Annotated in this window: 26 protein-coding genes and 1 pseudogene; 6 read left to right on the top strand and 21 right to left on the bottom strand. The window is 72.0% G+C overall.

Going from position 1 to position 25,159, the window contains the following annotated elements; genetic code table 11:
* Positions 1–43: 43 nt before the first annotated feature.
* Positions 44–877 (top strand): dimethylargininase, encoded by an 834-nt coding sequence (gene ddaH / locus GA0070216_RS21270; RefSeq protein ID WP_342670779.1) that lies wholly within the window; start codon positions 44–46, stop codon positions 875–877.
* A 116-nt stretch (positions 878–993) separates the two neighbouring features.
* Here the strand turns inward: ddaH and GA0070216_RS21265 are convergent, their stop codons facing one another.
* Both GA0070216_RS21265 and GA0070216_RS21260 read right to left on the bottom strand, forming a co-directional pair.
* The gene (locus GA0070216_RS21265) at positions 994–2,208 is read right to left on the bottom strand and encodes an ABC transporter substrate-binding protein (protein WP_091248972.1); all 1,215 of its coding nucleotides are present in this window, start codon (positions 2,206–2,208) and stop codon (positions 994–996) included.
* 29 nt (positions 2,209–2,237) lie between these two features.
* The gene (locus GA0070216_RS21260) at positions 2,238–3,083 is read right to left on the bottom strand and encodes an alpha/beta hydrolase family protein (protein WP_091248968.1); all 846 of its coding nucleotides are present in this window, start codon (positions 3,081–3,083) and stop codon (positions 2,238–2,240) included.
* A gap of 137 nt (positions 3,084–3,220) precedes the next feature.
* Here GA0070216_RS21260 and GA0070216_RS21255 point away from each other — a divergent pair, with 137 nt between their 5' ends.
* Positions 3,221–3,823 (top strand): bacterial proteasome activator family protein, encoded by a 603-nt coding sequence (locus tag GA0070216_RS21255; protein ID WP_091248961.1) that lies wholly within the window; start codon positions 3,221–3,223, stop codon positions 3,821–3,823.
* 63 nt (positions 3,824–3,886) lie between these two features.
* Here GA0070216_RS21255 and GA0070216_RS21250 read toward each other — a convergent pair whose 3' ends face one another.
* The 3 genes from GA0070216_RS21250 to GA0070216_RS21240 all read right to left on the bottom strand — a co-directional run bounded on the left by GA0070216_RS21250 (position 3,887) and on the right by GA0070216_RS21240 (position 6,430).
* Positions 3,887–4,699 (bottom strand): HAD family hydrolase, encoded by an 813-nt coding sequence (locus tag GA0070216_RS21250; protein ID WP_091248958.1) that lies wholly within the window; start codon positions 4,697–4,699, stop codon positions 3,887–3,889.
* On the bottom strand, positions 4,699–5,520 hold the full coding sequence (locus GA0070216_RS21245; protein WP_091248955.1) for a Cof-type HAD-IIB family hydrolase: 822 nt from the start codon (positions 5,518–5,520) through the stop codon (positions 4,699–4,701). Before GA0070216_RS21245 ends, GA0070216_RS21250 begins: the two co-directional genes overlap by 1 nt.
* Before the next feature lie 196 nt (positions 5,521–5,716).
* Positions 5,717–6,430 carry a hypothetical protein gene (locus tag GA0070216_RS21240; RefSeq protein WP_091248952.1) on the bottom strand — a complete coding sequence of 238 codons (714 nt, stop codon included), beginning with the start codon at positions 6,428–6,430 and terminating at the stop codon, positions 5,717–5,719.
* 117 nt (positions 6,431–6,547) lie between these two features.
* Between GA0070216_RS21240 and GA0070216_RS21235 the strand changes: the two genes are divergently transcribed.
* From GA0070216_RS21235 to GA0070216_RS21225, 3 genes are all read left to right on the top strand, one after another.
* Positions 6,548–6,979: an OsmC family protein gene (locus GA0070216_RS21235; protein WP_091248949.1), complete on the top strand. Its 432-nt coding sequence runs from the start codon at positions 6,548–6,550 to the stop codon at positions 6,977–6,979.
* A 114-nt stretch (positions 6,980–7,093) separates the two neighbouring features.
* Positions 7,094–7,438, top strand: coding sequence for a metallopeptidase family protein (locus GA0070216_RS21230; protein ID WP_176739077.1), 345 nt, complete (start codon positions 7,094–7,096; stop codon positions 7,436–7,438).
* 80 nt (positions 7,439–7,518) lie between these two features.
* Positions 7,519–8,238 (top strand): AIM24 family protein, encoded by a 720-nt coding sequence (locus tag GA0070216_RS21225; protein ID WP_091248947.1) that lies wholly within the window; start codon positions 7,519–7,521, stop codon positions 8,236–8,238.
* A gap of 77 nt (positions 8,239–8,315) precedes the next feature.
* Here GA0070216_RS21225 and pheA read toward each other — a convergent pair whose 3' ends face one another.
* From pheA to GA0070216_RS21205, 4 genes are all read right to left on the bottom strand, one after another.
* Positions 8,316–9,272 carry a prephenate dehydratase gene (gene pheA, locus GA0070216_RS21220; RefSeq protein ID WP_091249327.1) on the bottom strand — a complete coding sequence of 319 codons (957 nt, stop codon included), beginning with the start codon at positions 9,270–9,272 and terminating at the stop codon, positions 8,316–8,318.
* Between the two features lie 10 nt (positions 9,273–9,282).
* On the bottom strand, positions 9,283–9,834 hold the full coding sequence (locus tag GA0070216_RS21215; RefSeq protein WP_245722624.1) for a hypothetical protein: 552 nt from the start codon (positions 9,832–9,834) through the stop codon (positions 9,283–9,285).
* 51 nt (positions 9,835–9,885) lie between these two features.
* On the bottom strand, positions 9,886–10,344 hold the full coding sequence (locus GA0070216_RS21210) for a hypothetical protein (protein WP_091248943.1): 459 nt from the start codon (positions 10,342–10,344) through the stop codon (positions 9,886–9,888).
* A gap of 174 nt (positions 10,345–10,518) precedes the next feature.
* Entirely contained in the window at positions 10,519–11,256 is a 738-nt protein-coding gene (locus GA0070216_RS21205) for a hypothetical protein (protein WP_091248939.1), read from the bottom strand.
* Positions 11,257–11,420: 164 nt separating this feature from the next.
* Between GA0070216_RS21205 and GA0070216_RS21200 the strand changes: the two genes are divergently transcribed.
* Positions 11,421–12,638, top strand: a complete 1,218-nt coding sequence (locus GA0070216_RS21200) for an arginine deiminase (protein ID WP_091248935.1) — start codon at positions 11,421–11,423, stop codon at positions 12,636–12,638.
* A gap of 101 nt (positions 12,639–12,739) precedes the next feature.
* Here GA0070216_RS21200 and GA0070216_RS21195 read toward each other — a convergent pair whose 3' ends face one another.
* The 12 genes and pseudogenes from GA0070216_RS21195 to GA0070216_RS21140 form a co-directional block, all read right to left on the bottom strand.
* Positions 12,740–13,621, bottom strand: a complete 882-nt coding sequence (locus GA0070216_RS21195) for a DUF5926 family protein (protein WP_091248931.1) — start codon at positions 13,619–13,621, stop codon at positions 12,740–12,742.
* A 123-nt stretch (positions 13,622–13,744) separates the two neighbouring features.
* Positions 13,745–14,158, bottom strand: coding sequence for an ATP-binding protein (locus GA0070216_RS21190; protein WP_176739076.1), 414 nt, complete (start codon positions 14,156–14,158; stop codon positions 13,745–13,747).
* Positions 14,159–14,257: 99 nt separating this feature from the next.
* On the bottom strand, positions 14,258–15,715 hold the full coding sequence (locus tag GA0070216_RS21185) for a sensor histidine kinase (protein ID WP_091248923.1): 1,458 nt from the start codon (positions 15,713–15,715) through the stop codon (positions 14,258–14,260).
* Between the two features lie 166 nt (positions 15,716–15,881).
* The gene (locus tag GA0070216_RS21180; RefSeq protein ID WP_091248920.1) at positions 15,882–16,673 is read right to left on the bottom strand and encodes a glycerophosphodiester phosphodiesterase; all 792 of its coding nucleotides are present in this window, start codon (positions 16,671–16,673) and stop codon (positions 15,882–15,884) included.
* 10 nt (positions 16,674–16,683) lie between these two features.
* Positions 16,684–17,019, bottom strand: coding sequence for a rhodanese-like domain-containing protein (locus GA0070216_RS21175; protein WP_091249320.1), 336 nt, complete (start codon positions 17,017–17,019; stop codon positions 16,684–16,686).
* A 58-nt stretch (positions 17,020–17,077) separates the two neighbouring features.
* A complete protein-coding gene (locus GA0070216_RS21170; protein ID WP_091248917.1) occupies positions 17,078–18,019 on the bottom strand; it encodes an LCP family protein in 942 nt (313 codons plus the stop codon).
* A gap of 191 nt (positions 18,020–18,210) precedes the next feature.
* The gene (locus GA0070216_RS21165; protein ID WP_091248914.1) at positions 18,211–19,419 is read right to left on the bottom strand and encodes an LCP family protein; all 1,209 of its coding nucleotides are present in this window, start codon (positions 19,417–19,419) and stop codon (positions 18,211–18,213) included.
* A 289-nt stretch (positions 19,420–19,708) separates the two neighbouring features.
* The gene (locus GA0070216_RS21160) at positions 19,709–20,941 is read right to left on the bottom strand and encodes an LCP family protein (RefSeq protein ID WP_091248911.1); all 1,233 of its coding nucleotides are present in this window, start codon (positions 20,939–20,941) and stop codon (positions 19,709–19,711) included.
* Positions 20,942–21,018: 77 nt separating this feature from the next.
* Positions 21,019–21,996 (bottom strand): NAD-dependent epimerase/dehydratase family protein, encoded by a 978-nt coding sequence (locus tag GA0070216_RS21155; protein ID WP_091248907.1) that lies wholly within the window; start codon positions 21,994–21,996, stop codon positions 21,019–21,021.
* Between the two features lie 187 nt (positions 21,997–22,183).
* The gene (locus GA0070216_RS21150; protein ID WP_091248905.1) at positions 22,184–23,857 is read right to left on the bottom strand and encodes a solute symporter family protein; all 1,674 of its coding nucleotides are present in this window, start codon (positions 23,855–23,857) and stop codon (positions 22,184–22,186) included.
* Complete coding sequence (locus tag GA0070216_RS21145) at positions 23,835–24,206, bottom strand: DUF485 domain-containing protein (protein ID WP_091248902.1); 372 nt, start codon at positions 24,204–24,206, stop codon at positions 23,835–23,837. Before GA0070216_RS21145 ends, GA0070216_RS21150 begins: the two co-directional genes overlap by 23 nt.
* A gap of 304 nt (positions 24,207–24,510) precedes the next feature.
* Positions 24,511–25,056: pseudogene (locus tag GA0070216_RS21140) on the bottom strand (flavin reductase family protein); the annotation flags it as partial.
* Between the last annotated feature and the right edge of the window lie 103 nt (positions 25,057–25,159).

The following is a 25,159-nucleotide window of genomic DNA, read 5'->3' as shown; positions in this document are numbered from 1 at the left end:
AGCAATGGTTGTGGCTGTTACCAACGTTCTACGCTACCTACCCTTGGTGACCGTGAACCAGCAGCGCGTCCCGCGAAAGCGGACATATCTCATGTGTGCCCCCGAGCACTTCGCCGTGGAGTACGCCATCAATCCGTGGATGGACGTCACCACCGGTGTCGACAAGGTGCTGGCGGTCAAACAGTGGGACCGGCTGCGGGACACGCTGGTCGGGCTCGGCCACGAGGTGCACGTGCTGACCCCGCAGGCGGGGCTGCCGGACATGGTCTTCGCGGCCAACGGCGCCTTCGGGGTGGACGGGACGGTCTACGGCGCGCAGTTCAAGCATCCGCAGCGGACCGCCGAGGCCGCCGCGCACCGGGCGTTCTACCAGGAGCACGGCTGGCACTTCATCGCGCCGAGCGAGACCAACGAGGGGGAGGGCGACTTCGCCTACCTGCCCGAGGCGCACGGTGGGTTGGTCCTCGCCGGGCACGGGTTCCGCACCGAGTTGCCGGCGCACGCCGAGGCACAGGAGGCGCTGGGCCGCCCGGTGGTGTCGCTACGCCTGGTCGACCCGCGTTTCTACCACCTGGACACTGCGCTCGCCTCGATCGACGACGGCAACATCGCGTACTTCCCGGGGGCCTTCTCGGCGGCCAGCCAGCGGGTGCTCACCCAGCTCTTCCCGGACGCGGTGCTCGCCGACGACGAGGACGCGCTGGCCTTCGGCCTGAACCTGGTCAGCGACGGGGCGAACGTGGTGCTCAACAGCGAGGCGACCCGGCTGGCCGGGAAGCTCAAGGCGGCCGGGTACACCCCGCTGCCGGTGGAACTCGCCGAGCTGAAGAAGGGCGGCGGCAGCGTCAAGTGCTGCATCGCGGAGCTGCGCCCCTGACCGACCCGGACACCGCGAAGGCCGACCGGACCCGGACACCGCGAAGGGCCCACAGGTCGGGCCCGAACATCGCGAAGGGCCGGCCCCGTCCGGGGTCGGCCCTTCGTGGGTACGGCTCAGCCGAGGGTGGCGATCTCGTTGATCAGGACGTTGGAGAGCAGCCGGCCGTCGAACTGCACCTTGCGCAGGTACCACTTCTGCTGCGGGGTACGCGGCTGGTTGAACTGCCACGGCCCGCGCGGGCTGTCGATCTGGCCGATCTTGCCGAGCGCCAGGTTGACCTGCTGCGGGGTGGGCTCCGCGCCGGCCAGCCGGATCGCCTTGTCGAGCACCTGCGCGGCGTCGTACGAGGCCATCGCGTAGGTGGTGGGGGAGACGTTGTAGGTCTTGCGGTACGCCGAGGCGAAGATCCGGTTGGCGTTGTTGTTCAGGTCGGCCGAGTAGTTCAGCGAGGTCTGGATGGTGCCGGCCTTGAGGCTGTCGTCCGCGTTGACCAGTGTCGAGCGCAGGTCGGTGAGGATGTTGCCCTCGGTCAGGAAGCCGGGCGCGTAGATGTCGCCGAACCACCGGCTGCGGCGAAGCTGCCGGATGAACTGCTCACCCGCGGTGCCGGAGTAGAAGCAGAAGATGCCGTCCGGTTGGCGGCTGAGCGCCTCGGTGATCTGCGCGTTGAACTCGCCCTCGCCCGGGGTGGGGTTGGCGGTGGTGAGGATCGGTGCGCCGATGATCCGGGGGTCGTCGGCGCCGAAGCCGTCCCGGAAACCGTTGATCACGTCCTGGCTGGCGGTGCCCTCGGGGGCGACGATGGCGAGCCGGCTGCCGGCGGGCAATGTTCGCCGCAGGTAGGACCCGAGCGCGCGGCCCGGCTCGTCCAGCACGTACGACGTCCGCCAGATGTAGACGACGCTCTGGAGGCTGGGCGGGGAGGCGTTGGACCCGATCAACGGCACCCGGGCCTTCTCCACCGCGTCCCGGATGCCGGACATCACGGTCGAGTTGACTACGCCGCTCATGGCGAGCACGTTCTGGGCGAGCAGGGTGTCGACGGCGGCCTGGCCACTCTTGGCGTTGTCACCCTCGTCGACGGTCACCACGGTCGTCGGGTGCCCGCCGAGCTGCTGTCCGTTCATGGCCAGGAAGAGCTGGAAGCCGTTCTCGATGTCCTCGCCGATCGCCTTGCCGTCGCCGTTCTCCGGCCGGATCAGCCCGACCTTGATCGGTTTGCCCACGACCGGGGTCTCGGTGTCGTCCGTGCCGCAGGCGGCGGCCAGTCCGGTGGTACCGAGCGCGGCCAGCAGCTGAAGGGCCCGCCTGCGGTTCATCTGCGACACCGAAATCCTTCCGGGAGCATTGCCGGGCGTCACCGCCCCTCCGGCGTTCTACCTGGTGGGCGGCCCTGCGTCAATGAATCTTGATCTTCAAGCAGCGACTGCAACGCAGCTCTTACCTGTGGCCAGACCGCCGAGAGTGGGTCGATCAACCCGAAGTGCTCGCATTCCGGCAGCTCAACGAGGGTGACCGGGGCTCCGGCGGCTCGTGCGGTGGCAGCATATGACCTGCTCAGAGCGATCGGCACCTGGCGGTCCTGCATCCCGTGCAAAATCACTGTCCGTGTCCGCAGCGGTACCGAACTGCGGGGGTCGGCCGCCGCGTACCGCTGCGGGTGTTCGGTCGGACCGCCGCCGAGCAGCGCGGCCACCGCACCCGAATCCAGATCCCGCCGGTACGCCTCGACGAGGTCGGCGACCGGGGCCAGTGCCAGCACCCCGGCCACGGCCTGTGGGGCGTGCGCCGCGACGTGCAACGCGAGCTGCCCACCCGCCGAGTGCCCCAGCAGCACCGGCGGCCCCTCGGCGACCTGCCCCGGCAGGGCGCGCGCCGCCAACCCGGGCAGTGCCGTCACCCCCGCCCGGACGTCGGAGAGGGTGTTCGGCCACCCACCGTCCGGCTGACCGGTGCGCCGGTATTCCAGCTGGGCCACCGGCCACCCCAGGTCGGCCAGCGCGGCGGCGAGCGGGCCGGTGTGGGTGCGGTCGTACCCGGCCCGCCAGAAGCCCCCGTGCAGCACCGCCACCAGCGGGCGGACCGGACCGTCCCCGACCGGCCGGCGCAGGTCGACGAGCTGCTCCGGCTGGTCGCCGTAGCGCACGGTCAGGTCCGGCGGCGGGGCGGGCCGGGTGAGCACGGCCCGCGGGTCGGCGGTCATGCCGGCGACGGTAGCGCGGTCGACGGCCCGGCGGTGTCCCCCGCCACCAGCGGGAACGCGCGACCGGCGGTCCGCCGGTGGTGGTGGGCCGGGCGGCTGGTGGTCCGGGCGAGTGCGGCGGGACCGGGTGGGTAAAGATGGGTGGCATGACCGAAGCGCACTCGACTGGACAAGATGACGAGCCGGGCCGCGAGGACGGGCACTCGGGCACCGTGGTGGTGGTCGGCCCGGACGGCCGCCCGGTCGGCACCGTGCAGACCGACGAGGCCGGCGAGGACCCGACCCGGCTGGTCGAGCAGCCGGCCAAGGTGATGCGGATCGGCAGCATGATCAAGCAGCTGCTGGAGGAGGTCAAGGCCGCACCGCTCGACGACGCCAGCCGGCACCGGATGCGGGAGATCCACGAGCGGTCGATCGTCGAGCTGAAGGACGGTCTCGCCCCCGAGCTGCGCGAGGAGCTGGAACGGCTCTCGCTGCCGTTCGCCGAGGACCAGGCCCCCAGCGAGGGGGAGCTGCGGATCGCCCACGCCCAGCTGGTCGGCTGGCTGGAAGGGCTCTTCCACGGCATCCAGGCGGCCCTGGTGGCCCAGCAGATGGCCGCCCGGGTGCAGTTGGAGCAGATGCGTTCCGGTGGCCGTGCCGCCCTGCCCAGTGGCCCCGGTGGGATGATCCCCGGCATCCCCGGGATGGGGCCGCAGCCCGGTGGCGGTGAGGGCCACAACACCGGCCAGTACCTCTGATCCCCACCCGTCGACCCTGAGCCGTGCGCCGGGGCGTCGCCGCGTGGCGACGCCCCGGTCCGCTCAGCCCACCCCGAAGACCTTCTCCAGGTACGTCGCCACCCCGTCGGCGGTGTTCGCCCCGGTCACCTCGTCGGCGATCTCCAGGACGGCGGGGTGCGCGTTGGCCACCGCCACCGCCCGCCCCGCCCAGGTGAGCATGGGCACGTCGTTGGGCATGTCACCGAAGGCGAGCACGTCGGACTGCCGTACGCCGATCCGGGCCGCGTACCAGGCCAGCCCGGCCGCCTTGGTCACCCCGGCGGCGGAGATCTCCACCAGCCCGCTGTACGACGAGTGCGTCGCCTCGGCCAGCCCCTCCAGCGCCCCCGCCACCACCTGCACGAAGGCGTCCGGGTCCTGGGTGCCGGCCCGGGCCAGCAGCTTCACCGCCGGCACCGAGGCCAGCTCCTCCGGCGACTCGACGGCCCGGATGGCCTCGTGGTCGGCGTCCCAGCGCAGCGGGTAGTGCGCCTCGTGCCGCATCTCCCGGCTGTCCACGATCTCCACCGCGAAACTGACCTCCGGCACCGCCGCCCGCAGCCGGCGGGCCACCTCGGCGAGCAGTTGCGGGTCGAGCGGGTCGGCCCGCAGCACCTGGTCGGTGTCCGGGTCGTACACCACCGCGCCGTTGGCGCAGATCGCCGGCAACGGCGCGGACAGCTGGTCGTACACCATCTGGAGCCAGCGGATCGGGCGGCCGGTGACCAGTACGACCGGCGTGCCCGCCGCGGCGACCCGCTCCAGCACCGCCGTGGTGCGGGCGCTGAGCCGTCGGTCGTCGCCGAGCAGGGTGCCGTCGATGTCGCTGGCGACCAGCCGTGGTGTCTCTCCCATCACCGGGAGAGTAGTCGGTCCAGATAGACCGCCACCCCGTCGTCGTCGTTGCGCAGGGTCACCTCGTCGGCGGCGGCCCGCACCAGCGGGTGGGCGTTGGACACGGCCACCCGGGACCAGCCGGCCCAGGCGAACATCGGCAGGTCGTTGGGCATGTCCCCGAAGACCAGCACGTCCGCCGGGTCGACGCCGAGCCGGTCGGCGACCACGGTCAGGCCGCTGGCCTTGTCCACCCCCGGGGGGCAGATCTCGACGAAGCCGAGGCCGGCCTGGGTGAGGCTGGCCACCTCGGGCCCGACGAGCTGCCGGGCGGTCTCCAGCAGCTCGTCCACGTGGTGGTCGGCGGTCCGGACGAATGCCTTGATCACGTCGTGGGAGAGACATTCGGCGCGGGTGCGCGCCTCGAACCGGTCCTGGTAGGGCCAGGCCGGGTGGTAGTCGCCCCAGAGTGGCGCGTCGTGCTCGTCGGACCCCTCGACCATGACGGTCAGCGGGCCGACGGCGGCCTCCAGGTCGGTCAGCAGCGCGGCCAGCACCTCGGCGGACAGCCGCTCGTCGCGCAGCACCACCGGGCCGGCCGGGTCGCTCTGGTCCACCACGCAGCCACCCCCGGCCATCACCAGGTAGTCGGCGGCCCGGATGTCGTTGCGGGTGAGTTCCTTCAACCGGGGGCCGCGGCCGGTGGCACCGACCACCGGGATACCGGCGGCCCGCACCCGGTCGAGCACCCCGTGGGTGTACGCAGAGACGGTCTCGTCGCTGCGCACCAGCGTGCCGTCGAGGTCGGTGGCGATGAGTTTCGGCAGTCCCGGGCGGGTCATCGTTCCTCCTTGCCCGCCGCCGTCCGTACCGGTCATCCGACCCGGTGTGACGGCGGGCAGCAACCGTACCTCGCCGAACAGGTCGCCACCACGGCTTCCCGGCGAACCGGGTGCCAACGCCGGATGGCCGCCGGACCGCTCACCGCGGGTCCGCGCCGGTGCCGGGGCGGGGGCCGGTCGTGGCGGGTGACGGCGCTCAGGCGTCGGACTCGCGGCGGGCGAACGGGACCGTCGGGGCGACGGTCAGGTCGGCGGGCGCGGCCGGTCGGTCGTCCCCGCCGGGATCGACCCCGGCCGGTTCGGCCCCGTCACCGGGACCGTCGTCCCGGAGCCGGACGTCCGGCTCCGGGACGACGGTGAGCAGTGCCGCCCCGACCAGCACGACGGCCACGAACGCCATCACCAGGCCCCGGCCGTAGTCCACCCGGAACCCGTCCTCGGGGGAGTAGAACAGCGCCCGCTGCCCGGAGTCGTCCAACGAGAACGCGGTGACGGTGAGCAGGACCACCAGGGCGCCCGCCACGGCCAGACCGGTCAGCCGGGCGTCGTGCCGGGCCGCCGCCCGCCCGCGCAGGGTCAGCACCACCGCGACGCTGAGCAGCAACAATCCCATCAGGTACGCGATTCCGAAGCCGCCCACCTCGGCCACTCCACCGGGCACCCGGATGGTGCCGCTGCCCTCCGGACCACCGTTCGGGACGGTCATCACCAGCCACTCCCCGGCCATCGACGCCGTGGCGGCGACCGCGCCGAGCAGGGTCAGCACCGGGGGTAGCCGGCGGTCCCGGCGCAGCGCGGTGGGCCAGTGCCCGAACCGTCGGCCGGTCGGTCGTTCGGGGGCACCCCACTCCAGCACGGCGCTGTCGTCCGTGCGGTCGTCCTGTCTCGGGATGGGGAGATCCTGGGACATCGGCCACCTTCCGCGTCGCGGGCCTGACCCGCATCATCCCACGTCGGAACGCCACCGGCCGGGAGCCGGCACCCGGAAGGTCGGCAGCGCGGTGGGGGTTCGACTAGCGTTCGGGGTATGCCTATCCGTACCGCATCCGCACGTTGGCAGGGCAATCTCACCGAGGGCGCCGGGACCGTCCGCACCGGCAAGGGCGGCCTGGAGGGGAACTACTCCTTCAAGTCGCGCTTCGAGGAGGGCGAGGGGACCAATCCGGAGGAGCTGATCGGCGCGGCCCACGCGGGCTGCTTCTCGATGGCGCTCTCCAAGCAGCTCGCCGACGCCGGCCTGTCCGACACCTCGGTGGAGACCACCGCCAAGGTGCACTTCGACAAGACCGACGCGGGGATGACCGTCACCCGGATCGACCTGGAGACCGTCGGTCAGGCCCCGGGCCTGGACGAGGCCCAGTTCACCAAGCTGGCCGAGGCCGCCAAGGAGGGCTGCCCGATCTCCCGGCTGCTCTCCCCCGGCGCGCAGATCAGCCTCACCGCCCGCCTCGCCTCCTGATCCGTCCCGGTTGCCGCCCGGCCCGCACGTGGGCCGGGCGGCAACCGGGGTACGGGCGGGACCTCGGCGGACCGGTGGGCGGGCGGCGGGTCGGGCACAATGGGTGAGGTGCCCGTGGAGATGAGCCGTGAACGCTTCGAGGAGCTGGTCGGCGAGGCCCTCGACGAGGTGCCCGAGGAGTTGCTCCGGCTGATGAGCAACGTGGTCATCCTGGTCGAGGACGACCCACCCGCCGGTGAGAACCTGCTCGGCCTCTACGAGGGGCACGCGCTGACCGAACGCGGCTGGAGCTACTCGGGCGTGCTGCCCGACCGGATCTTCATCTACCGTCGGCCGATCCTGCACATCTGCGCCACCGAGGACGACGTGATCGAAGAGGTGGCGGTGACGGTGGTGCACGAGATCGCCCATCATTTCGGCATCGACGACGAGCGGTTGCACGCGTTGGGCTGGGGCTGAGCGCGCCGCTCGGCTGATGCGGCAGTTGCGGGGGCTGCCTACCGTGGGGCGAGCACATCCCCGATCAGGAGGAAGACCCCATGCGCAGCGCGCTGTTCTCGGCAGAAAACCTGGAGAAGGAGTCCGCCCAGCCCGGCATGCGGCTGCAGAACTCCAAGATGCTCAAGATCGAACTCAACGGTGAGGCGATGGCCCGGGTCGGGTCCATGGTCGCCTACCAGGGGCAGGTGCAGTTCCAGGCGCTCGGCTCGGGCGGCATCGGCAAGTTCATCAAGCAGCGGCTCACCGGCGAGGGGGTGCCACTGATGAAGCTCAGCGGCCACGGTGACGTCTTCCTCGCCGAGTTGGCCAAGGACGTGCACATCATCGACCTGGAGCCGGGCGACGCCCTGTCGATCAACGGGTCCAGCGTGCTGGCCTTCGACTCCTCCCTGTCGTACGACATCAAGATGGTCGGTGGCGCGGGGATGGCCTCGTCCGGCCTGTTCAACTGCGTGTTCAGCGGCCACGGTCGGATCGCCATCACCACCAAGGGCACCCCGGTCGTGCTCAACGTCGACGCGCCCACCTACGTCGACCCGCAGGCCGCCGTCTGCTGGTCGGCCAACCTCCAGACCGGCTACCACCGGGCCGAGCAGCTCGGCCTGGGCACCCTGCTCGGTCGCAGCACCGGTGAGGCGTTCACCATGAGCTTCGCCGGCCAGGGCTTCGTCGTGGTCCAGCCGTCGGAGGAGCCGCCGGTCCAGGGCAGCGGCACTCAGCAGCAGCAACAGGGCCTGCTCGGCGGTCTGCTCAGCTGACCTGCACCGGATGGGGGCGGTCCCGCGCGGGACCGCCCCCATCCGTCTGTGTGCCGTGAAGATCTGCGGCGGTGGGGTCAGCTCAGTTCGCCGGAGCGCAGCCGGGCCAGCCAGGCCGCCGCGTCGGTGTAGTCGGCGTCCGACAGGCCGGCCGGCGCCGGGACCGGCCGGTGACCCACCGCGTCGGTCCACCGGTGCCGGGGGTACGACCCGAGGAAGCGCACCTCGGCGCAGACCCGACGCAGCCCCTGCAACGCCTCACCGAGCCGGGCGTCCGCGACGTGACCGGTGCAGTCGAGGAAGAAGACGTACCGGCCGAGCGCCTCACCGGTGGGACGGGACTCGATCCGGGTCAGGTTGACCCCCCGGACGGCCAACTCCATCAGCACCGACAGCAGGGCGCCCACCCGGTCGTGGGCGATGTAGACCACCAGCGAGGTGAGGTCGTCACCGGTCGGCGGCGGGGGCGGGCCGGGGCGGGACAGCAGGGCGAAGCGGGTCACCGCGTCCGGATGATCGGCGATCTTGTCGGCGAGCAGCGTCAACCGGTGCCGGGCCGCACCGATCGGGGCGCAGATCGCCGCGTCGTACTCCCCGTTCGCCGCGCCGGCCGCCGCCGCGCCGTTGGAGAGCACGTCGATCACCGTGGCGTCGGGCAGATGGGCGCGCAGCCAGTTGCGGCACTGGGTGGACGCCTGCGGATGGGCGGCCACGCTGCGCACCCCGGCGAGGTCGGTGCCGGGGCGGGCGCCGAGCACGAACTCCACCGACAGGATCACCTCCCGGGTGATCACCAGCGGGCCCCCCTCGGCCAGCTCGTCCAGGGTCACCCCGACCGCGCCGCCGATCGAGTTCTCCATCGGCACCAGCGCCGCGTCCGCCTCACCGGCCCGTACGCTCTCCAACGCCTCACCGACACTGCGGGCGGGCGTACGACTGCCGTGCTCGGCGGCCGGGACGGTACGCAACGCCTGTTCGGCGAAGGTGCCCTCGGGGCCGAGGTAGACGTATCGGGTCGGCGGTGTTCCGGGCATGCCGACCAGCCTACGCACCCGGTGGCAGCCCGGTCGCGGCGTCGCAGGCCAACGTCCGGATGGCGGGCGGTGCGACCGCCTTCACCTCGATCGAGCAGACGTCCGTCCCGGCGGTGACCAACCGCAGCGCCCCCGGCTCACCCCGGCTGACCGCCTGGAGCTCCTCGTGCCCGCTGACCGCCAGCACGGTGTACTGCCAGCCGTCGGCGCAGAGCGGCCCGTCGACGGCCCGTACCGTCACGTTTCCCGGCAGCACGTCGTCGCGGAGCAGCCCGATCACCCGGTTGGCGGTGGGCCGGCCGGCGCAGTCCGTGGCGACCGCGGCGGCGGTGGGGGCCGGCGGCGTCGGGGTCGACGGCAGGGTGGGGGTCAGTGGCGGGAGGGTGGGCGGCATGGTCGGCGGCGCGGTCACGGCGGGCGTCGGCGGGGCGACGGGGATCGCCACCCGGCGTTCCGGCGGGGCCGCGCATCCGGTGGCCGGTAGCACGGCGAGCAGGACCACGGCGAGCCGGGCGGTGACCGGCCGGCGGTGCGGGGGGCGGTGTGCGGGGTCAGGCGGCACGGGCCGATCCTCGGGGGAGTCGCGCGGGGGCGGCGGGACGGGGAGAGCCGGTCAGATCGCGGAGAAGAAGGTGAGTGAACCGGCGACCGACCCGTCGGTGAGCATCGGCGTGGAGATGGCGTCGACGGTGGCGTAGGTGGTGTCGTCGCCGGCCGGTTGCACCCTCAGCAGCCCCCGGGCGAGTCGACCGGAGTGCAGGGCGAGCAGCGGCGGGATCTTGTCGGTCTCCTGCTCGGGCAGCTCGTGCCGGGCGGCGGTGAAGTCGAGCAGCCGCAGGCCCCCTTCGAGCAGCGGCAGGCCGACCACCTCCTCGGGGGCACCGAGGCAGAGCAGTTCGCAGCCGGCGGCGGAGATGGCCACCACCCGGGTGTCGGCGGCGATCAGGAGGCAGGGCTCCTCGGCGTGTGAGACGGTGGCCGACCACTGCCCGACGTTGTCGCCCCCCGGCCCTGTCGGCGTCCGCGCGGCCGGCACGAACACGTCCGAGAGCGAGAGTTCGACGTGGGCCACCGCGCCTCCTAGGTACACCGACGGACTGTCCACGCTAGCCGGTCTTCATGACGGTCGCCGACCGCGCTGGAGCCACCGGCCGCCGGTGTGGATCGGGTGCCCTGGTGGGCGGCCGGCGACGGCGCGGACCGGAGATGTCGGGGGGACCGGTACCGCGGGGCGTCGCCGGTGACGTTACCGGCGACCTGCCGGCTTGTCAGCGGCCGTTCGGCCCTCGTCGTACCACCGGTAGTCGCCGGCGGGACGGTAGGTGCCGTTGTGCCAGGTCTGCGGTGCCTGGGCGACCCGGGACAGCTTCTCGGCGGTGGCCGGGCTGATCCGGTTGCCCCCGGCGACGAGGAGCCGGTCCAGCTCCCGGTGGGTCGCCATCATGCAGTCCTTGGGCAGGCCGTAGACGCTGATGACGCCGGAGCCGACGAAGGTCAGCACCGGCGTCACCGGGATCGGCAGCCCGACCGCTGCGGTGAGTGCCTTACTCGCCCGCTTGGCGTCCTTGCGGGCCTCGGCCACGTACGGCGGGCGCTTGCCGTTGATCTGCACCACGTCCCCGGCGACCAGCACCCGGGCCCGGCCGTGGTCGGCGATGCTGACCGCGAAGAGCCCGCTGGGGCCGATGGCGAGGAACCCGGCGCGTTCGTCCTGGCCGTGGTCGCGCAGGACGTCGGAGACGTCGGTGCGCGGCCACTCGATGACGTGCCAGGCGGGGCCCAGGTGGTCGAGTTGCCCGAGCGCCCGCGCCCCGGCGGCCTCCAGCCGGCGGGCGCCCCGCTCGGCCCGGCGTCGACGCGCCCACTCCAGTGGGGTCGGACGGGCCGGATCGAGTGCCGCGGACCCGTCGGGACGGGGGTGCGGCACCGCCACGGGCGGCAGTGCCCGGGTGGGTACGGCTCGACGAGCGGGAAAGACAGTCATCGCGACCTCCGGCAAAAGGTCCCTCGAAAGTTATGGTCTCACTACCCTACGTCGCCACTGTGGGGGTACGGCAAGTTGGAGCGCCGGAATGAGTGCGGATGAATGCCATATTCATCCGCTGTTCTTCCGCTGAAGATCGTTCACCACTGCCCTACGCTGCGGGGGTGACCCACTACGTGGACAGCGAGGTCGGTCGACTCGGCACGGTGCTGTTGCACCGGCCGGGTCCGGAACTTGCCCGCCTCACCCCCCGCAACAACGACTCGTTGCTCTTTGACGCTATCCCATGGGTCGGCCGGGCCCAGGAGGAGCACGACGCCTTCGCCGCCGAGCTGCGCGGGCGCGGCGTGGAGGTGCTCTACCTCGCCACCCTGCTCGCCGAGACCCTCGCCGTCGCCGAGGCCCGCGCCGACCTCACCGAGCAGGTGCTCAGCTCGCCCCGGCTGGGCGACACCCTGCGCCGCCGGGTCGCCGACCACCTCGCCTACCTCGACCCGGCCGGGCTCGCCGGCGTGCTCACCGCCGGCCTCGCCCACGAGGAGGTACGGATCAGCGCCGAGCGTCCCGGCGGTCTGGTCTGGACGATGATGGACCGGCACGAGTTCGTCATCGACCCGCTGCCCAACCTGCTCTTCACCCGGGACTCGTCACTGTGGATCGGCGACCGGGTCGGGGTCACCAGCCTCGCCATGCCGGCCCGCCGCCGGGAGACCACGCTGACCGACGCGATCTACCGCTACCACCCCCGTTTCGTCGGCACCCGGGCCGTCTACCACCCCGGTCTGGAGCATCTCGAAGGCGGCGACGTGCTGCTGCTCGCCCCCGGGGTGCTCGCCGTGGGGGTGGGCGAGCGGACCACCCCGGCCGGTGCCGAGCGGCTGGCCCGGCAGGTCTTCGCCGCCGGCCTGGCGCACACCATGCTGGTGGTGCCCATCGCCCAGGAACGGGCCACCATGCACCTCGACACCGTCTGCACCATGGTCGACGTCGACGCGGTGCTGATGTACCCCAACGTGGCCAGCACGCTGTCGGCGTACACGGTGATCGCCGGGCCGGACGGCGAGCCCCGGGTCGACGGCCCCGCGCCGTTCCTGCGCGCGGCGGCCGACGCGATGGACCTCGACCAGCTCCGGGTGATCGACACCGGCCTCGACCCGGTGACCGCCGAACGTGAGCAGTGGGACGACGGCAACAACACCCTCGCCCTGGCCCCCCGGCTCTGCGTCGGCTACGAACGCAACGTGGAGACCAACGCCCAGTTGGAGCGCGCCGGCATCGAGGTCATCCCGATCGCCGGTTCGGAGCTGGGCTCCGGCCGGGGCGGCCCCCGCTGCATGTCCTGCCCGCTGGTCCGCGAGCCCCTGCACCCGCCCGCCGCCTGAGCCGCCGGCAGGGGGCCGCCCGCCAGCGGGGCGGCTCCGGCAGGGCAGGACGGCTCAGGTTCCGGCAGGGGCACGGCTCACACGCGGGCGGCGGGGGTGGCTCAGCGGAGGGTGAGCTGGCGGCCGAGCAGGCCCTGGCGGGCCCGGCGGCCGGCGGCGTCCAGCGGCTCCTTCTCGGCCAACGCGTCGGCGTACCGCTTGGCGAACGCGGCGACCGGCTCCTCCCACTCGGCGGCCGGGACGTCCTCCGGCAGGTCCCAGACCGGCGCCAGCCGGCCGTGCGCCCGGAACATGCCGGCGAACTTCGTGCCCTCGCCCAGGGTGAGGACACCGGCGGCGGAGAGCCGGGAGAGCGCGTCCAACGCGGCGTCCTCGTCGTCGCCGAGCACCCAGCGCACGTGCGCCTTCTCCGGCACCTGGCACCAGTAGGCGGCCCGCGCGGCGGCCAGCTTCACGGTCGGGTAGATCGCCGCGTTCGCCCGCTCCAGGGACGCCTGCACGGTCGGGTCGTCGGCCGCGCCGGGGTCGAGCCAGAAGTCGAAGCCGTCGTGCATCGTGATGTCCAGCGGACCGTCGACCAGGATGTCCTGGAGCCGGGGGCCGGGGCCGGGCAGCGGCGGCACCGTCACCGCCCCACCCGGCTCGGTACGCAACGCGCAGAGCAGCGCCTCGGCCAGGTCCCGGGAGACGTCGCCGGACTGCTGGTGCCGCTGCAGACCGATGAACACCCGACCGTCCGGCTTGGTCATCGCCGGGGCGGCCATCGGCAGCACGGTGGCCAGGGTGACCGGCCGGTCGCCGTGCTCCTCGACCAGGTCGGGGGTGAGCCGCAGTGGTGCGGAGGCGGCCGGCACGAGCTCGCGCAGGGCGATCCACTCCGGTTCGTCCGCCAACCCTTCGAACGGACGGGGGACGAAGACGTCCCGGATCTTCTCCCGGCGGGGAGCGGCCTCGGCGCGCTGGTTCTTTCGACGCTTGCTCACGGCGAGACAGCCTAGAGCCCGACCGGGGGCGGTGGGGGCAGGACCCGCCCCGCGCCTCCCCGGGGGGTCGACGAATGCCGAGGTCGGACCCCGGCCCGGCCGGTGACGACCAGGGTGCCCCGGTCAGCCGGCGGCGACCAGGTCAGGGCAACAGTCGGCCGGGTCGAACTCGGCCCAGACGCTCTGCCCGAGGCCGTCCCGGTCGACCCCCCAGCGACTGGCCAACCCGGCGACGATGTGCAGGCCCCGACCGTCGACCGCGTCGGTGCCGGCGGCCCGCATCCGGGGGCCCGCCCCGGCGCCGCCGTCGGTCACCCGGACGGACAGGCCCGTGCCGGTCGCCGTCGGCCGCAGCCGCCAGGCGACCCGGACCACCCCGCCGGGTAGCGGGTCGGCGTGCCGGACCGCGTTGCCGACCAGTTCGGCCAGGACGGCCACCAGGTCGGCGAGGAGGGGCGGGGGCACCAGGTCGGCCAGCTCGTCGGCGAGCCGGTGCCGGGCCAGCCGCGCGCCGGTGGCGTGGTGGGGGACCACCACACACCACGAACGCTCGACTCGTCCCGTCGACACCCCGGCTCCTTCGCGGCCCCATGCCTGCTGGTGCGGTGGGTCACCCCCGTGCCCACCGACGACAGCTCATCCGCGCGGCAGCCGCACCTCTGCGACCGTACCGCCACCATCTCGTGGACGTAGGGATACCCATCCATTCTGCTGTTCAACGATCCGGCGGACGAGATAGAGGCCCAGCCCGGCACCGGGATATCCCCGCCGGTCCCCGGACTCGCCCTGCCAGAACCGGTCGAAGGCGCGTTCCACGTGCTCAGGCCGGATGCCGACCCCCCGGTCGGTGACCCGGAACGACACGGTCTGCCTGTCGGCCGCCGCGAACACCTCGATCGCGGCGTCCGCCGGTGACCACTTTCCCGCGTTGGTGCACAGCTCGGTCAGCACGGTGGTCAGGCTGTGCCGGTCACCGAGCGCCTTGGGCAGGTCGACGGGGACGTGCAGGAGCAGTCGGCGGCGCAGGTCCGCGGGGAGGTCCAGCACCGCCGCGCGCAGCGCCCCGCCGAGGTCGAACGGGACGGCCGGCTCGTCGCCGGGGCGGACGTCGGTGGCCGAGGTGAGCAGCCGGTCGACCAGCCGGGCGAGTTCGTTGGCCCGTTGACCGATCACCCGGGCCGCCTGCCGCCGGTCGTGGTCGGTCAACGACTCCCAGTGGTCGGTGAGGGTGTCCGCGTAGCCCTTGATGACGGTGACCGGGGTACGCAGCTCGTGGCTGGTGACCGCGACGAAGAGGTCCCGGTCGGAGTCCCGGCGCTGCTGGTCGGTGATGTCGCGGAAGGTGACCACCCGGAGCGTGCCCGGACCGACCAGCTCACCGGAGGTGATCCGCAGCCACCGCCCGTCCGACAGTTGGTGGTCGAGGACCTGGCCGGCGGGGGGGAGCGGGAACGGCAGGGGCCGGTTCATCGCCTCACCGGCGCTGCGACCGGTGACCTGCGCGGCGGCCGGGTTCCAGAGCCGGACCCGGCCGTCCCGGTCGACCACCGCCAGGCCGTCGGCGAGGGCCGCCACGACCGGGCCGTCGCCGTGCACCGGCAGGCCGCTCTGGTCGCCGTACATGTGGGCGATGCAGGAGGCGAGGTAGCCGAGGGTGGCGTGCTGGACCCGGTCCTCGGACTCCTCGTTGTCGGCGTAGAGGGCGTGCAGGCTGCCGACAGTGAGCCCGTTGAGTTCGGCGCGGGCGACGATCATGCGGCGCAGGCCGCGCTCGGCCAGTTCCCCGGCGAGCGGGCCGTCGAGGCGGTCCAGCCGGGTCTGCCGGACCCGGGGGCCGGTGAGCAGGCAGACGGTGGCCGGGTCGGAGGCCGGCAGCGGGCGGCCGATGGTCCACTCGGCGCAGCCGCTGGCGGCGATCACCCGCCCGCCGGTCGGAGCGAACTCGACGAAGGCCACGCAGGCCGCGCCGAGCGCGGGCCGGGCCGCCCGGAGGAGCGCGGTGAGCACCGGCAGCCCGGCCTCTCCCGAATTGATCATCTCGATCACCGCGCCGTGGTCGGTGATGAGGTCGGCGAGGTCGGTGCGCTCCGGCATGCCCCGAGTGTGCCCCGTGCACCACCCTTCGGGCATCCCCCGACGGCTGCCGACGCCCCGACCGGAATCCCCGGCCGGGCGGGCCGGACGAGGACGGGTCGCACCGGCCGGTCGGGCCGGCCGGCGACGGGTCTGATCGGCCGGGCGGGCCGGGCGGCGACGGGTTTCATCGGCCGAGCCGGGCCAGGGTGTGGGCGGGCCGGTCGGTGATCACCCCGTCCACCCCGGCGTCGAGGACCAGTTCCAGGTCGGCCGGTTCGTTGACCGTCCAGACGTACACCGGGTGGCCGGCGGCCCGCAGTGTGGGCACCAGCGCCGGGCGGGCTCGCACCAGACCGATGCCCGGCCCGGCGATCCCGGCGCCGAACGGCAGCCGGCCGAGTCGCAGCCAGCGGGGCAGCACTTCCAGCAGCAGCACCGTCGTCAGCGCCGGGGCCAGCTCGCGGACCCGGCGCACCGCCAGCGGGGAGAAGGACATCACGGTGACCTGGACCGGGTCGTCGGGGTCCGGCTCGGCCAGCCCGTGCCGACGCAGCAGCGCCACCAGCCGGCGCTCGACGTCCCCCCGGTAGCGGGACGGGTGTTTGGTCTCCACCAGCAGCCGGACCGGGCGGCCGGCGTCCCGCACGGCGGTCAGCAGCCGGTCCAGGGTGAGCAGCCGGGTGTGCGTGTCGTCCGGTGCCTCGTCGCCGTCGGCCGGCGTGCACCCGGGATGCCAGGAGCCGAAGTCCAAGGTCTCCAACTCGGCCAGCGTGCGGGCGCTGACCAGACCGTGACCGTTGCTGGTCCGGTTCAACCGCCGGTCGTGTACGCAGACCAGGTGCCCGTCGCGGGTCAGCCGGACGTCGCACTCCAACCCGTCGGCGCCCTCGTCGAGGGCCCGCAGGTAGGCCGCCAGGGTGTGTTCGGGAAGGTCGGCCGACGCGCCACGATGTGCGAAGACCAGCGGATCACCCATGGTCCGGTGCTCAGATGACCTGGCCGGGTTGCCCGTCCCCGGTGACCACCGGTTTGCCGACGGCCACCCACTGCCGCATCCCGCCGTCGGCGTTGCGCACCTGCCCCCACCCGTTGCTGAGCAGGTAGCCGACCACCTGGGCGGAGCGCCCGCCGGAGCGGCAGATCACCGCGACCTCGCGGTCGGTGGGCACTTCGGCGAGCCGGGCCGGCAGCTCCATCATCGGCACGTGATGGGCGCCGGGCGCGTGGCCCGCCGCCCACTCGTCGTCCTCACGGACGTCGAGCAGGTAGGTATCGTCGTTGATCGCGGTCACGGGGACGCTGGGAACCTGGGATCCGAACACGGTCACCAAGCCTAGATCCTCGGTGCCTCCGACGGCACGTCGGCTGGTCGGTGTGGCGTCACAACCGGTTGACCCAGCGCGGGTTGGCCTGCGACCAGTCGGGCAGCCGGTCGGTGCGGACGGCGTCGAAGAGCCCACCGCCCCCCTGGTCCAGCACCACGTACGAGATGCCGTCGATGGTCTGCGGGTAGGACGGCAGCTGCACCCCGTGCAGCGCGTCGGCGGGTAGTGAGCGCAGTGCGAACACCAGGTCGTCCAGGGGTACCCCGTTGGTGTCGACGGTGAGTGAACCGCCGACCGCCCGCAGCACCCGGTCCAGTTGCACGGGGTCGCTGCGCAGGTGGGCCTGGGCGGCGCGGTCCAGCATCGCCCGGAGCATCTGCTGCTGGTGGCGTTGCCGGTCATAGTCGCCGTTCGGGAGGTCGTAGCGCTGCCGGGCGTAGTCCAGCGCCTTCGCGCCGTCCATCTGCTGGCAGCCGACCGGGAAGTGCGCCCCGGTGTGGATCGACCGGACCTCGGTGTCGACGCACATCCGGATGCCCCCGAGCAGGTCGATGACCTGGCGGAAGCCGGCGAAGTCGACGAGTACCGCGCCGTCGAAGCGGATGCCGGTGAGGCGGGTCAGGGTGGCCGAGAGCAGTCGGGTGCCGCCCTCGCCGCCGCCGCCGTGCTCGTACGCCGCGTTGATCTTGTCTTGTCCCCCGCCGTAGCCGGCGCCGTCGGGCGGGATCGCGACCAGCAGGTCGCGGGGGACGGAAATCAGGTACGCCTGCCGTAGGCCGGGCGGGACGTGCACGATCAGGATGGTGTCCGATCGCTGGTCCGACCCTTGCGCGCCGGGGCGTCGGTCGGAGCCGACGACCAGGTAGTTCAGGCCGGTGTCCAGCTCGGTGCGGGCCTGCCGGGCGTCCGGGGCGAGCAGTTGTTCCCGGTTGACCGTCCGGTCGTAGCGGTGGGCGAGCAGCCGTACCCCGACGACGGCGAGGCCGGCGAGCAGCACCAGGGCCAGGCCGACACCGAGCAGGACCCGGGACCAGCGTGACCTGCGCCGGCCGGGAGGCGGTGTACCCCGCTCCCGCTCGGATCGCGCTGACCTGGCCGTGACGCCCTCCCCGTAACGTGAAAACTTCTCACGTCAGGCTACGGCGGGGCGGCCGGTCGCCGGGCCGGTTCGCCCCGACTACCCGCAGGTCACTTGCGGGTGGACAGGACGCTCGGGTTGGCGTACACGAACTCACCCAGCTTGTCTTCCTTGATCGCCTGGAACATGTCCAGCGTCTGCTGGCTGAGCGCCTCACGGTTGTTGGCGTTGCCGTTGAACGTGCCGCCGTTGGTGCGCAGCATGGTCAACTCGTTGGCGGTGACCCCGCGCATGGTGAAGACCATATCGGCGACCGCCACCCCACCGGTGTCCAGGATGAACGCCTTGCCGGCCGCCTTGATCAGCTGGTTGACCTTCACCGGGTTGGTCAGCATGCCCTTGTCGGTGGCCTTGCGGGCCATCGCCTTGATCAGCTGCTGCTGGTTCTGCTGCCGGTCGTAGTCGCTGTTCGGCAGGCCGTAGCGCTGTCGCGAGTAGTCGAGCGCCTGGAGGCCGGTCATCTCCCGGCAGCCCTTCTTGTAGACCACCGGGGTCATCGGCCGGCCGGTCTTCTTGGCGTCGGCGTTCCACATCTGCTTGCCGTCCACGATCATCATGTGGTGCGACTTCACCTCGTGGCTGACGCAGATGCGCACCGTGCCGAGGGTGTCGATGACGTTCTTGAAGCCACCGAAGTTGATGATCGCGGCGCCGTCGAAGCTGACCCCGGTCATGTTCTTGATGGTCTGGGCCATCAGCTGGGCGCCGCCCTCCCAGCCGCCGCCGTTGCGCGCGCCGGCCTGGAACGCCGCGTTGATCTTGTCGGTGCCGCCCTTGAACCCGCTCTTCTTGAACGCGGGGATCTGCGCCTCGGTGTCCCGGGGGATCGAGATCAGGTACGCCTGGTCGTGGCTGGCCGGGATGTGCAGCACGATGATGCTGTCCGACCGGACGTCGTCGGCGGCCCAGCGCTCCCGCGCGTCCACGCCGAGCAGCAGCATGTCGATCGGGCCGTCCAGATTGGCGCCGCCCTCGGCCTCGGTCTTGCCCGCCCCGCCGAGCAGGTTGCGCTGGGCGATGTTGCCGGTGGCCTGGCTGATCAGCACCTTGCTGCCGACGATCGCGACGCCGCTGGTCAACATCAGCACCGCGCCGAAGACCACGGTCAGCCGCGCCCAGAGCGGGTCCTTGCGCCGGGCGCGCTTGCGGGCTGTTCCGGAGGGCCGTCCGCCGCGTCCGCCCGGTGACGGGACGGCGGCCGACGCCCGGTAGGGGTCGGCGTTCAGCGACGGTGGGCGGGGGCTGGTCTGAACCGGCATGCGTGCTCCAGCTCGCGTGATCGGGGGGCGGGACCACTTTACGTACCGCTTCCCGTCAAGGCGAGGTAGTCACACGCACAAATCCCAGACAACCTGACCTTTAACCCGGTAATTCATCCGTTCGGGCTGGTTGATGAGACCGGACGGCTGTTGGCGTTCGATGATCAAGCCTTCAGGAATCGACCTCTGATGACGCTCATCGAAATCTGCCCGACACATCGGGCATCGGCCCAGGCCGGGCTGAAAGCGGGGGCGGACCACGCCGGCCCGCCCCCACCCCGCGGAAGGCTCAGTTCCCGTTGCCCGGCGCGTCCGCCTTCTTGTCGGCCGCCACCCAGTCCGCCATGGTGTCGGCGGACATCGCCTTGTACATCGCCAGCGCCTTCTCCCGGTCGGAGACCACCACCGACTCCCCGTTGATGGTGTCGCTGCCGGTGTTCGGACTGGTGAGGAAGGTCAGGTTCTCGCCGCGCAGGTTGCGGAACTGGACGGCCATGTCGCCGAGGGAGAAGTCGTTGTCCACGGTCACCGCGTCGGTCACCGACTGGAGGAACGCGTTCAGCTTCTTGGGGTTGGTCAGGGTGCCCGTGCTCGCCGCCTTGTCCATCAGCGCCCGCAGGAACTCCTGCTGGTGGCGCATCCGGGCGAAGTCGCCCTGGGGGAACTGCTTGCGCTGCCGGATCCAGTCCAGGGCCGTGGCGCCGTCCATGTGCATGGTGCCCTTGGTGAACTTCCGGTACGGCTTGTGGATCGAGGTGACGCTCTGCTCCACCTTCAGGTCCACCCCGCCGACCGCGTCGGTGACCTCCTTGAAGCCGCCGAAGTCGATCGCCATCACGTTGTCGATCCGGACGTCGGTGAAGCACTCCACGGTGCGTACCGCCAGCGGCAGGCCACCGAAGGCGAACGCCGCGTTGATCTTCGCGCGCCGACCGGAGTCGCAGGCCGCGCCCGCGCTCTCGGGAATGGGCACGTACAGGTCACGCGGGACCGAGACCAGGTAGGCCTTCTGGTGGTCGGCCGGGATGTGCATGACGATCAGCGTGTCCGCCCGCCACTCGCCCGGCTTGTCGACCGCGGCGTCCGGGTCCCGCGAGTCCGTGCCGACCAGCAGGATGTTGAGCGCCCCGTCGACCGCCTTCGCGGGCCGACCACCGGTGATCTCGGAGAACGGGTCGGTGCGGGCCAGGTCCTCGTTGAGGTTGCGGGTGTAGAACCAGGCCCCGATCCCGCCGAGCAACGCCACCACCAGCACTGTCACGCCGGCCACCAGGGCGATCCGGCCCCAGCGCGGTCGCGGCCCGCGCCGGCCGTAGTTCCCCGGCCCGCCCGGCCCGGCGGGTGTGCCGGGGCCGCCCGGTCCGCCCGACCGGGGCTGGTCGTCCTGGTACGACGGGTACCACTGCGCGTCGGACTGGCGGGCACGCCCGGTGGCGCCGCGGTCGGCACCGGGCACCGCGGCACGGCCCGCGCCGCGGTGCAGGTACGGGAGCGAGGCGCCGGCTGACGAGGTCGCTGACATGCGTTTCAGCGTACGTAGGCCAGTCGAGCGTTGGCGGAACGTGAAGCGTACCGACCGTCCCGCGTGGCGCGGGGGAGCTACCCTAGCCGGTCGCGGAAATGGTCGATGGTGCGTCGCAGGCCCTCATCGGGCGACACCTGCGGCTCGTATCCCAGCAGGTCCCGGGCGAGGGTCAGGTCGGGGCGGCGCATCTCCGGGTCGTCCGAGCTGCGAGTGACGTAGGTCACCTGTGACCCGCTGCCGGAGAGTGACACGATCGTCTCGGCGAGTTGCCGCATGGTCAGCTCGTGTTCGGTGCCGCAGTTGATCGGGCCGGTCTCCGTCGAGTCGAGCAGCAGCAGGATGCCGCGCACCAGATCGTCGACGTAACAGATCGAGCGGGTCTGCTCACCCGTGCCGTGCACGGTGATCGGCGCGCCGCGCAGCGCCTGGGAGATGAAGGTCGGGATGGCGCGGCCGTCGTCCGGTCGCATCCGCGGGCCGTACGTGTTGAAGATCCGGACGATCGCCGCATCAAGCCCCCGACTGCGGTGGTAACCCATGGTGGCCGCCTCCGAGAAGCGCTTCGCCTCGTCGTAGACGCTGCGTACCCCGATCGGGTTCACGTTGCCCCAGTAGGTCTCCCGCTGTGGGTGCTCCTTCGGGTCCCCGTACGCCTCGGAGGTGGAGGCCATCAGGAACCGGGCCCCGTCGGCGACCGCGCGGTCGAGCAGGTGCAGGGTGCCCACCGAGCCGACCCGGAGGATCTCCACCGGCAGCTTGTCGAAGTCGGTGGGACTGGCCGGGGACGCCATGTGCAGGATCGCGTCGAACCGCTCGGCCAGGGCCGTGTGGTGGGTGGGCAGGCCCTCGGAGATGTCCGCCTCGACCAGGGTGAAGCGGGGGTGCTCCGCGAGGTGCGCGACGTTGTCCTTGGAACCGGTGACGAAGTTGTCCAGCGCGACGACCGTGCACCCGCGCTCGATCAGGGCGTCCACCAGGTGCGACGGCACGAACCCGGCGCCGCCGGTGACGAGGATGCGGTGACCGCTTCCGAAACGCTGGGCAACCTTCATGGCGGTCAGCCTACTCAGCGTGGTAGCCGTAGGTTCTTTCGACCTGGGACATCTGCGTGTCCCGTACCCTGCCCATCTCTGCCTCCGGGGTGCTCGACGGCACGGTTGCCGGGATCGGCGACGCCCGGGAAACGCCGGAGGCCCCCGCCGCGATCGCTCGCGGCGGGGGCCTCGTGGTGCCGGTCGCTCAGTGCGCTCCCGCGCCGGTGAGGGCACGCACCTCCAACTCGGCGTACTTGTCCTCGTCGTGCTCCTTGGAGATGACCGTGCCGATCCAGCCGCAGAGGAAACCGAACGGGATGGACAGCAGCCCCGGGTTCGACAGCGGGAACCACTGCCAGTCGTGGTCCGGGAACATCGAGGTCGGCGCGCCGGAGACGACCGGCGAGAAGAACACCAGGAACACTGCGGAGAGCAGTCCGCCATAGATGGCCCAGACCGCGCCCGAGGTGTTGAACCGCTTCCAGAACAGGCTGTAGAGGATCGCCGGCAGGTTGCCCGAGGCGGCCACCGCGAACGCCAGCGCCACCAGGAAGGCCACGTTGAGGCTCTGCGCGTAGATCGACAGGGCGATCGAGACCGCGCCGATGACCAGGGCCGAGATCCGGGCCACCCGGACCTCCTGCCGTTCGGAGGTCTGCCCCTTCTTGACCACGTTGGCATAGAAGTCGTGCGCCAGGCTGGACGACGACGCCAGGGTCAACCCGGCGACCACCGCCAGGATGGTCGCGAACGCCACCGCCGCGATGATCGCCAGCAGGGTCGCCCCGCCCAGGTTGCCGCCGAGGAAGGTCTTGCCCAACTCCTCGGCGAGCTGCGGCGCGGCCGTGTTGCCGGCCTTGTCCTGCGCGACGATCGCCTTGCCACCCACCAGCGCCGCCGCGCCGAAGCCGAGCGCGAGGGTCAGCAGGTAGAAGGTGCCGATGATGCCGATCGCCCAGAGCACGCTCTTGCGGGCCGCCTTGGCGGTCGGCACGGTGTAGAAGCGGATCAGGATGTGCGGCAGGCCGGCGGTGCCGAGCACCAGGGCGATGCCCAGCGACAGCAGGTCCATCTTGTTGTAGAAGGTCTGGGTGGAGTTGCCGGCCACCTCGACGCCGTAGCGGAGCCCGGGTTCGAGGAACGCATTGCCCTTGCCCGACGTGGCGGCGGCGTCACCCAGCAGCGCCGACAGGTTGAAGTTGTACTTCGCCAGCACCAGCACGGTCATCACCAGTGCGCCGGTCATCAGCAGGAACGCCTTGACGATCTGGACGTACGTGGTGCCCTTCATGCCACCCACGGTCACGTAGATGATCATCAGGGCGCCGACCATGATGATGGTGGCGATCTTGGCGGTGTCGGCGTCCATGCCGAGGAAGGTCGTGCCCGGCTTGATCCCCAGCAGTAGCGCGACCAGGGCGCCCGCACCCACCATCTGGGCCAGCAGATAGAAGATCGACACCGTGATGGTGGAGACCGCCGCCGCCGTACGCACCGGACGCTGACGCATCCGGAACGCCAGCACGTCGGCCATCGTGTACCGGCCCGAGTTACGCAGCAGCTCCGCCACCAGCAGCAACGCCACCAGCCAGGCGACCAGGAAGCCGATCGAGTAGAGGAAGCCGTCGTAGCCGTACAGCGCGATGATGCCGGCGATGCCGAGGAACGACGCGGCCGACATGTAGTCGCCACCGATCGCCATGCCGTTCTGGAAACCGGAGAAGGACCGTCCGCCGGCATAGAAGTCGGTGGCCGTCTTGGTCTGCCGGCTGGCCCAGATGGTGATCGCCAGGGTCACCGCCACGAAGACCAGGAACAGCGTGATGGTCAGGTTGCGGGCGGTGCCGCCACCCGCCTCAACCGCGAGGACCGGATTCATGGGTCACCTCCCCCATCTCGGCGCGGATACGGTCGGCGGTCGGGTCGAGCTTGCGGTCGGCGTACCGCGAGTAGAGCCAGGCGATGAGGAACGTCGAGACGAACTGGAGCAGACCGAAGATCAGCGCCACGTTGATGTTGCTGCCGAAGAGCTTCGTGCCCATGAAGTCCCGCGCGTAGGCGGAGAGGATCACGTAGAGCGCGTACCACAGGAAGAACGCGACGGTCATCGGGAAGACGAAGCTGCGCAGCGCGCGGCGCAACCCGACGAACTCGTCCGACCGTTGTACGGCCAGATAACGCTCCGCCGCCGAGTCGGCCGGGGCGGGCGTGGGTGTGTCCGTGGACATCTGTGGATCACCACCTTCACAGGCATCGGGAGTTTCGCGCACCGTAGAGAGCGGCCTGCCTGCGAGAAAAGGTGCAGATCGATCCCGGCAGCCTCCTGCGCCGAACGGTCCTCCACCTGCGCCCAGTGACCCACGTCACCCCGCTCACCGGCTGGCCGGGCCCCTGGCCAGCCGGGCTGACTGAGGGCCCTGGCCCCGCCCCGCAGGCCGGGGCCATGATCCACTCCGGTGGGTCGATGTAGCGGTATCCGCCACTCGCGATACCGCCACATCGGCGACCTGGCGACCCGACCACCCGGGCGGCTCAGGGGAGATGGTGGTACCGACCCCGGTAGTGCAGGAGCGGGTGGGTGTCGGTGACGATCTCGACCGTCTCGATGGTGGCCTCGACGAGGAGGGCCCAGCCGTACTCCCGGGCGGTGTCCAGGCGGCAGCCGGCCCAACTCCCGGCGTCGGCGGGTACCGGCCCGTAGCGCGTGTCGGTCCACGACCCGGTGGCGAAGAGACCGCCCGGGGAGGGAAAGAGCCCGGCGAACCGGTCGGCGAGCTGCCGGTGGGGCGGGCCCAGCGGGGTCACGGCGAACCGGCCGGCCTCCTCGATCGCCGCCCAGAGGTCGGCCTCGGGGTCGATCAGGCCGAGTAGCCGGTCCGGCTCTCCCTCGGCGACCAGGGTGGACGACACGGTCAGCCCGGCCGGCGCGGGGGCGGTCCAGAGCGTCACCGGTGCGGCGAGCCGCCCCCGCAGTCGACGGGCCGGCGAGCGCTGCCCGGTCGGCACCGCGAACGGGTCGGTGTGGTGGATCTCGGCGCCCGGTTCTGGATTCACGTGAAACATTGTGGCCCCCGCCCCGTCCCGCGTTGCCGGGTCGGGGCGAGAGACGGCCGCGCTTTCCTGATCCTCTGCGCGGGGGCGATCACGACACGCCGGTTCGGTGCCGCTCACGCGTAGACGA

Origin of the sequence: Micromonospora matsumotoense (assembly GCF_900091525.1) — a bacterium.
Taxonomy (GTDB): domain Bacteria; phylum Actinomycetota; class Actinomycetes; order Mycobacteriales; family Micromonosporaceae; genus Micromonospora; species Micromonospora matsumotoensis.
Note: the sequence above shows the minus strand (reverse complement) of the source record. Positions and strands in the feature narration are given on the sequence as shown.